The sequence below is a fragment of the Streptomyces chisholmiae genome, assembly GCF_031845445.1.
In the GTDB taxonomy this organism is placed as follows: Bacteria; Actinomycetota; Actinomycetes; order Streptomycetales; family Streptomycetaceae; genus Streptomyces; species Streptomyces chisholmiae.
This window is the reverse complement of the sequence record NZ_JAVREO010000018.1, coordinates 1-9,412: the sequence shown is the minus strand read 5'-3', so window position 1 is coordinate 9,412 and position 9,412 is coordinate 1. Positions and strand designations below refer to the sequence as shown.

Genomic DNA, 9,412 nt, shown 5'->3' with positions numbered 1-9,412 from the left:
CATAGCAGGAGGAATAGATCCACATGTTCGACGGAACGGACGCCTCGCGTGTCAAGGTGCTGCCCGAGGCCGCCCAGCTGGAGATGGTGCGGGCCGCCGCGATCCTCGCCGCCGAGGAGCGCGGCGACGGGGGGCGGGACTCCGCGCCGGTCGTTCGACTGACGGACGTTGTCTGGCACGCGCCGGTGGTGATCGGCCCGGGCCAGCAGGTCCACGTGGACCTGCACCCGGGCGCGGCCGGCGGGGCCAACGACTGGGCGGTCTTCGCCGACGCGGGGGAGGACTCCGGCAGCACCGGCTCGGTGACCGTGCTGACCGCCGCCGAGACGTCGGCCGAGACCGTGGACCTGGCCGCCTTCCGCTCCGGCCGGCGGCCGGGCGCGCTGCTGGTCGACCTCGCCCCGGCGCGCGCCGAGGGCCGCGCCGAGGCGGTCGTGGTGCCCGGTCAGCTCGCCCACTGCCTGGCCGCGGTGGCGGACCGGCTGGGCTGGGGCGGGCGCGAGCTGTGGCCGCTCAGCGTGGACGAGGTGACCTATGTCGGCGCCTCCCGCACCGGCTCGGCCTGGGGCGCCGTCGAGGTGGTCGGCGACGCCGAGCGGGACGACGAGGTCACCCTGGCCATCGACCTGGTGGACCGGGACGGCGTGAGCCAGGTGCGGTTCCGCGGGCTGCGGGTGACGGCCGAGGACCGGGCGCCGGCGACCGCGCCGGCCGAGGCCCCGGCGCCCGCCGCCGCGCCGGCCGCCGCGCCCACCGAGCGGGTCGAGACGCCGGCCGGTCCGGGGCGGCGGGCCGAGATGGCGGGCTGGTCGGTGGCCGAGTGCCTGGAGTGGGAGCTGAAGGACGTCGTCTTCCAGCTGCTCAAGCTGCCGGCCGGCAAGCTCGACGACGAGGCCAACCTCCAGGACTACGGCTTCGACTCGATCAGCCTGGTGGAGTTCGCCGGCGTGCTCAGCGAGCGGCTCGGCCTGGACCTGACGCCGGACGTGTTCTTCAGCCACCCGACGCTGGCCGCCCTCGGCGGCCACCTGCGGGAGGCCAACGGTGAGCTGCTGGAGGCGTTCTACCGCGAGGGCGGCATCGCCGCCGAGCCGGCCGCGCCCGCGCCCGCACCGGAGGCGCCCAGGGCGGCCGAGACGCCGGCGCGGCCGGCCGCGGCCACCCCGCCGCGCGCCGGCCGGCGCGCGGCCGACTCCCGGCAGCGGCTGCTGCGGATGAGCGCCCCGGCCCGGGCGGCGGCCCCCGAGGCGGGCGCCGACCGCGTCGGCATCGTCGGGATGAGTGGTCGGTTCCCGGGCGCGCGTTCGGTGGACGAGCTGTGGGAGATCCTGGTCGAGGGTCGGTCGGTGGTGGGTGAGGTGCCGGCGGATCGGCGTCCGGCGTGGGGCGCTGAGCGGCGGATGGGTGTGCTGCCGGGGGTGGCGGAGTTCGACCCGCTGTTCTTCGAGATCACGCCGCGCGAGGCGGAGAGCATGGACCCGCGGCAGCGGTTGCTGTTGCAGGAGATGTGGGCGGCGTTGGAGGACGCCGGTTACGGGCCGGGGGAGTTGGCCCGGGAGCGGGTCGGGGTCTTCGTCGGCGTCGAGGAGGGCGACTACCGGGACCTGGTCGGCGACGACGCCGGCGTCACCTCCAACAGCAACGCCATCCTGGCGGCCCGCCTGGCCTATTTCCTGAACCTGTCTGGCCCGAGCATGGCCATCAACACGGCGTGCTCGTCGGGTCTGGTGGCGTTGCACGAGGCGTGCCTGAGCCTGCGGCACGGTGAGTGCGACACGGCGGTGGTGGCGGGGGTGAACGTGCTGGCCGATCCGCGGAGTTATGACGCGATGGCCGGTGCGGGGATGCTTTCCGCGGAGGGGGTGTGCCGGGCGTTTGACCGGCGGGCGGATGGCATGGTGCCGGGTGAGGCGGTGGCCGTCCTGGTGTTGAAGCGGGAGTCGGTGGCGGAGGCCGGTGGTCATCGGGTGTATGCGTCGGTGGTGGGTTCCGGGGTGAACTACGACGGGAAGACGAACGGGATCACGGCGCCGAGTGGTGCGGCTCAGGTGCGGTTGTTGGAGGACGTGTACGGGCGGGCGGGGGTGCCGGTCGAGTCGGTGGGTTATGTGGTGACGCATGGCACTGGGACGCGGCTGGGTGATCCGATCGAGATCAATGCGTTGGTTGAGGCGTTTGGTAAGGAATCGGAGCGGCATGGTTTCTGTGCTTTGACGTCGACCAAGCCGAATATCGGGCATACGCAGGCCGCTTCGGGTCTGGTGTCGGTGATGGCGTTGGCGTTGGCGATGCGGCGGGAGGTGATTCCGCCGAGTATTCACTGTGATGAGTTGAGTGATTATGTGCGGTGGGAGGAGAGCCCGTTCTTTGTCAATCGTGAGGCGCGGGCGTGGCCGGACGAGGGTGCGGCGCGTCGGGGTGGGGTGAGCGCTTTCGGGTTCAGTGGGACCAACGCGCATGTGGTGTTGGAGTCTTCGGGTACCGAGCGGGCTGAGCTTTCGGTGCTGGCGGGTCAGTCGGGTGCGCCGTCGTTTGTGTTGCCGGTGTCGGCGAAGAGCGCGGGTGCGTTGTCGCGGGCGTTGGTGGCGTTGGCGGATGATCTGGCGGGCCGGGAGGAGGCCGGGCCCGGTGTGTTGGCCTCGGTCAGTCACACGCTTGCGGTGGGGCGGCACCACTTCGCGCACCGCTGCGCCGTGGTCGCGCGGGATCGGGATGACGCGGTCCGGCTGCTGCGCGCGGCGGCCGAGGGTGAGAAGCCGCGCAAGGTGTATCTGGGTGTGGTGGGGCGGGACTTCACGCCGAACAGCCTGGTGGGTGACCTGGTGGCGGAGGCGACGCGGTCGCGGTCCGACCACGGCCGGTTCCAGGAGCTGCTGCTGGGCCTGGCGGACTTCTACTGCCAGGGTTACGAGCTGCCGTTCGACCGGCTCTTCGAGGACCCGCCGCTGCGGGTCAGCCTCCCCACCCAACCCTTCGAACGGCGGCACTGCTGGGTCGAGGAGACCCCCGCCGCCCGTGCCACCGGCGAGGCCGTCCGGCGGCTGCACCCGCTGGTCCACGAGAACACCTCCAGCCTCGACGAGCAGCGCTACACCTCCCGGTTCACCGGCGCCGAGCCGTTCCTCACCGACCACGTGGTCGCCGGCCAGCCGATCCTGCCCGCCGCCGGCTACCTGGAGCTGGCCCGCGAGGCGCTGCGGCAGGCGACCCGCGGCGGCGCCGGCGACTCGGTGCGCGCCCGCCTGGTGAACGTCCGCTGGGTCCGCCCGCTCGCCGTCACCGGCGAGCCGGTCACCGCCGAGGTGGCGCTCGTCCCCGAGGCCGGCGGCGAGATCGGCTTCGACGTCTTCTCCGGCGGCGACGACGGCGACCTGCACTGCCAGGGCAACGCCGTGCTGGTGCCGCCCGGCCACGCGGCCGCCGAGGAGGCGCCCGCCATCGACGTGCCGGCGCTGCGCGCCGCGTGCGGACGCACCCTCAGCGGCGCCGAGGCCTACGACCTCTTCGAGAGCGCCGCCGGCCTGGCCTACGGCCCCACCCACCGCACCATCGCCGAACTCAGCCTCGGCACCGACCTGGTGGTGGCCCGCCTCAGCCTGCCCGACGCCGACGACGCCTACGTGCTCCACCCCGGCCTGCTGGACGGCGCCCTCCAGGCCACCGCCGGCTTCATGGCCGTCGAGGGCGGCTCCAGCCAACTCCCCGTCGCCGTCGACGAGGTGGAGGTCTTCGCGCCGATCACCGCCCGGGCCTGGGCGGTCGTCCGCCGCCTCCCGTCCTCCGGGTCCTGGGTCAGCCGCTACGACATCGACATCGCCGACGACGCCGGCCGCGTGCTGGTCCGGCTCCGCGGCTTCACCGCCAGCCTCGCCAGCTCCGACATGCCGGGCGGCGCGGCCGAGCCGGTCACCGGCGTCTGGTCGGCGGCCTGGACCGAGCAGCCGCTGGCGCCCGCCGACCAGCCCCACGACCGGCCGGTCAGGCAGGTGCTGCTCTGCGACGCCGGCGACGGCCAACTGCCCCTGACACCTGGCGACTTCGAGTCCCGGCCGGGGCTGTCCGTGCGGGCCGTGCGGACCACCGGCACGGACGCGGGCGGCCGGTTCGGCGCGCTCGCCGAGGCGGTCTTCACCGAGGTGCGGGAGATCCTCCTCGGCCGGCCGGCCCAGGAGGTGCTGCTCCAGGTCGTCGTCCCCGACGGCGCCGAGCACCACGTGTACGGCGGGCTGTCCGGGCTGCTGCGCACCGCGCGCCTGGAGAACCCCCGGCTGGTGCCGCAACTCATCGCCCTGGACCCGGCGTTCGACGCCCGGCAGGCGCTCGCCCTGGTCACCGCCGAGGCGTCGGCGGCCGCGCCGGCGCCCGAGGTCCGGCACCGGGGCCGGGCCCGCCTGACCCGCACCTGGTCGCCGCTGCCCGAGGCGGCGGCCGGCGAGCCGGCGCCGCTGCCCTGGCGCGCCGACGGCACCTACCTGATCACCGGCGGCGCGGGCGGCCTCGGCCTGCTCTTCGCCGAGGAGATCGTCGAGCGCGCCCCCGGCGCCACCGTCGTGCTCACCGGCCGCTCCCCGCGGGACGCCCGCATCGAAGCCGCCCTGACCCGGCTCGGCGCCGGCGGCGCCCGCGTCGACTACCGGCAGCTCGACGTCAGCGACCCGGCCGCGGTGGCCGCCGCCGTCCGCCAGCTCACCGCCGAGCACGGCGGCCCGCACGGCGTGCTGCACTGCGCCGGCGTGCTTCGCGACGAGTACCTCATCCGCAAGGAACTCGACGTGCTGCGCGTCGTGTTGGCGCCCAAGGTGGCCGGCCTGGTCGCCCTCGACGAGGCCACCGCCGACCTCGAACTGGACTTCCTGGTCTGCTTCGCCTCCACCACCGGCAGCCTGGGCAACGCCGGGCAGGCCGACTACGCGCTGGCCAACGCCTTCATGGACCACTTCGTCGCGCACCGCGCCGAGCGGGTGCGGGCCGGCACCCGACACGGCCGCAGCCTCGCCATCGACTGGGGCCTGTGGCGGGACGGCGGGATGGGCGTCGACCAGCAGCTTGTCGCCCAGCTTGAGGCGCGCACCGGCCTGGTGCCGATCCCCCGCGAAGCCGGCATCGAGGCCTTCTACCGCGCGCTGCGCGGCGACGCGCCGCAGGCCCTGTGCCTCAGCGGGCGGGACGCCCGCCGGCTGGCGGCCGTCCTCGACAAGCCGGCGGCCAGCCCGGCCGCCACCCCCGCCGACCAGGACCGGCCGGCCGCCGCCGCGCCCGAACTCGACCGGGTGGTCGGCTACCTGACCGAGGTCGTCGCCTCGGTGATGAAGCTGCCGGCCGAGGTCATCGAGGCCGACGGGCCGCTCGACGAGTACGGCATCGACTCGATCAGCGTCATGCTGCTCACCGACGCGCTGGAGAACGACTTCGGCACGCTGCCCAAGACGCTCTTCTTCGAGTACCGCACCCTCGCCGAGCTGAGCCGCTACCTGCTCGACGCGCACCCCACCGAGGTGGCCCGGCTGGTCGGCGGCGCCACCGCCGCCGCCCCGGCCCCGGCCGCGGCGCCCGCGGCCCCGCCGGCCGACGCCGAGCGCGTCCCGGTGCTGGGCCGCCGGCGCGCCACATCCCGCTTCCTGCCGGCCGCCGGCCGCCGGGAACACGACCAGGTGGCCACCCGGTCGCCCGACATCGCCATCATCGGGCTGGCCGGCCGCTACCCGCAGGCCGGCGACCTGGACACCTTCTGGGCCAACCTGCTGGCCGGCCGGGACAGCGTGACCGAGGTCCCCGCCGACCGCTGGGACGCGGACGCCCTCGACGCGGACGGCGTCTACTGCCGCTGGGGCGGCTTCCTCGACGACGTGGACCGCTTCGACCCGGTCTTCTTCAACATCGCGCCGCGCGACGCCGAGTTGATGGACCCGCAGGAGCGGCTCTTCCTCGAGTGCTCCTACGCCACCCTCCAGGACGCCGGCTACACGCCCAGAAGCCTCACCGAGGGCGACGGCCAGGCGGCCGGCCAGGTTGGCGTCTTCGTCGGTGTCATGACCTCCGACTACCAGTTCTTCGGCCTGGAGCGGCAGTTGGCGGGCGACCCGGTGGCCACCGCCGGCAACTTCGCCTCGATGGCCAACCGGGTCTCCTACCACCTGAACTTCCAGGGCCCCTCGCTCGCCGTGGACACCATGTGCTCGTCCTCGCTCACCGCGATCAGCCTCGCCTGCGAGAGCATCCGTCGCGGCGAGAGCGACGTGGCGCTGGCCGGCGGCGTCAACCTCTCCCTGCACCCCAACAAGTTCCTGCTGCTCTCCAACGGCAAGTTCGCCTCCAGCAACGGCCGTTGCGAGTCCTTCGGGGACGAGGGCGACGGCTACGTGCCGGCCGAGGGGGTCGGCGCCGTCCTGCTGAAGCCGCTGGACGTGGCGGTCCGCGACGGCGACCACGTCTACGGCGTGATCAAGGGCACCGCTCTCAACCACGGCGGCCGCACCAGCGGTTACACCGTGCCCAACCCCAACGCGCAGGGCGACGTGGTCGGTGCCGCGCTGCGCCAGGCCGGGGTGGAGCCGAGCGCGGTCAGCTACGTCGAGGCGCACGGCACCGGCACCAAGCTCGGCGACCCGATCGAGATCCGCGGCCTGGTCCAGGCGTTCGACGGGCGGACCGGGTCCGGCCGCGTCGCCATCGGCTCTGTCAAGTCCAACATCGGTCACGCCGAGGCCGCCGCCGGCATCGCCGGCCTCACCAAGGTGCTGCTCCAGATGCGGCACGGCACGCTGGTGCCGTCGCTGCACTCCGACGTGCTCAACCCGTTCATCGACTTCGACGACACCCCGTTCGTGGTGCAGCGCACCGCCGCCGAGTGGGCCCGACCGGTCGTCGACGTGGACGGCCGTCCCACCGAGCTGCCCCGGATCGCCGGGCTCTCCTCGTTCGGCGCCGGCGGCTCCAACGCGCACCTGGTGATCGAGGAGTACCGGCCGGCGGCCGACGCCGCCCGCCCCGCCGGCCCGGCCGGCCCGGTGGTGCTGCCGCTGTCGGCCAAGACCGCCGAGCGGCTGCGGGTGCTCGCCGAGGAGCTGCTGACCGCGCTGGACGGCGAGCGGTTCACCGACGCCGACCTGCCGTCGATCGGCTACACCCTCCAGGTCGGGCGGGAGGCGCTGCCGCACCGGCTCGGCCTGGTCGCCGGTGACCTCACCGAGGCCCGCCGCAAGCTGCGGGCCTTCCTCGCCGAGGCCGGCACCGGCACGGACGCGGTGCTCACCGGCCACGCCGCGCCGGGCGCCGAGAGCGGCGGCGCCGACCTCGGCGCCGACCTCGACCAGGGCCGGCTGCAGGCGCTGCTCGGCTCCTGGGTCAACGGCGGCCGGGTGGACTGGCGGCAGCTGTACGCGGGGGCCCGCACCCCGGCCCGGATCAGCCTGCCCACCTACCCGTTCGCCCGGGAGGCCTACTGGCTGCCCGGCGGCCGGACGCAGGCCGCCCCCGCGGTCGGCGGCGCCGCGCGCCCGCACCCGCTGCTGCACGCCAACACCTCCGACCTGACCTGCCAGCGGTTCACCTCCCAGCTGCCGGCGGCCCCCAGCCCGGCCGCCCAGCTGGAGATGGCCAGGGCCGCCGTGCTGCTGGCCACCCCGGGCGCCGCGGCCGGCGGAAGGACGGTCCGGCTGACCGACGTCGCCTGGCACGGCGCGCCCGAGCCGGCCGGCGACGGGCAGCCGGTGCACGTCGCCCTCGTGCCGGTCGCCGGCGGCCGGGTGGAGTGGACCGTCTACACCGACCAACCTCAGGCGCCCGACGAGCAGTTGGTGACCGGCGAGGGCTTCGCCGCGGTCGCCCCTGGCGCCGCGGGCGACGCCGAACGGCTCGACCGGTCGACCGCGACCGGCGAGGTCATCACGCTCACCGCCTCGGCGGTGACCGGGGCCGGACACCCCGGCCTGGCGCTGGTCGCCGCCCTGGACGCCTGTCTGGCCGGCGTCGAGGAGCCGCACGGGGCCGGCGAGGTCGTCTTCGGCGCCGCCGACGCCGCCCCGGCGTGGGCGGTGCTCGACCGCCGGGCCGCCGACCTCGACCTCACGGTGTGCGCGGCCGACGGCACCGTCCTCTTCCGGGCCTGGCGGCTGGCCTTCGGCGCCGCCGAGCCGGCCCCCGCCGCCCCGGCGGCGCCGGCGGCGGCCGAGGCGGTCGCCGTCGCGGCCGGTCCGGGGCGGCGGCCGGAGATGGCCGGCTGGTCGGTGGCCGAGTGCCTGGAGTGGGAGCTGAAGGAGACCATCAGCCAGGTACTCAAGCTGCCGGTCGACCGGATCGAGGACGGCCTCAACCTCCAGGACTACGGCTTCGACTCGCTGAGCCTGGTGGAGTTCGCCGGGGTGCTCGGCGAGCGGCTCGGCATCGAGCTGACGCCGGACGTGTTCTTCAGCCACCCGACGCTGGCCGCCCTCGGCGGCCACCTGCTCGGCAGCCATACCGCGACCCTGGAGGCGTTCTACCTGGCCGGCGGCGTGCCGGCCGGGCCAGCCGCCACCACGGTGGCCGAACGGCCGGCGGCACGCCGGGCCGGCCGGCCCCGCCGCCGGGCGGTCGCCGGCCGGACGCTGTCCGCGCCGGCCGCCGCCGAGTCCGGTCCCGAGCGGGTGGGGATCGTCGGGATGAGTGGTCGGTTCCCGGGCGCGCGTTCGGTGGACGAGCTGTGGGAGATCCTGGTCGAGGGTCGGTCGGTGGTGGGTGAGGTGCCGGCGGATCGGCGTCCGGCGTGGGGCGCTGAGCGGCGGATGGGTGTGCTGCCGGGGGTGGCGGAGTTCGACCCGCTGTTCTTCGAGCTGTCCCCCCGTGAGGCGGAGAGCATGGACCCGCGGCAGCGGTTGCTGTTGCAGGAGATGTGGGCGGCGTTGGAGGACGCCGGTTACGGGCCGGGGGAGTTGGCCCGGGAGCGGGTCGGCGTTTTCGTCGGCGTCGAGGAGGGCGACTATGTCAACCTCGTCCGCGACCAGGCCACCGTCACCTCGCACTCCGCCTCCATCCTGGCGGCCCGCCTCGCCTACTTCCTGAACCTCTCCGGCCCGAGCATCGCCATCAACACCTCCTGCTCCTCCGGCCTGGTGGCGTTGCACGAGGCGTGCCTGAGCCTCCGCTACGGCGACTGCGACACGGCGGTGGTGGCGGGGGTGAACGTGCTGACCGATCCGCGGAGTTATGACGCGATGGCCGGTGCGGGGATGCTTTCCGCGGAGGGTGTGTGCCGGGCGTTTGACCGGCGGGCGGATGGCATGGTGCCGGGTGAGGCCGTCGCGGTGTTGGTGTTGAAGCGGGAGTCGGTGGCGGAGGCCGGTGGTCATCGGGTGTATGCGTCGGTGGTGGGTTCCGGGGTGAACTACGACGGGAAGACGAACGGGATCACGGCGCCGAGTGGTGCGGCTCAGGT

General features: G+C 74.7%; 1 protein-coding gene. It reads left to right on the top strand.

The genetic code is table 11. The features are described 5' to 3' along the window. Positions 1–23: 23 nt before the first annotated feature. Positions 24–9,412: SDR family NAD(P)-dependent oxidoreductase (locus tag RM844_RS25210; RefSeq protein WP_311669672.1), on the top strand; the 9,389-nt coding region annotated here is incomplete at its 3' end.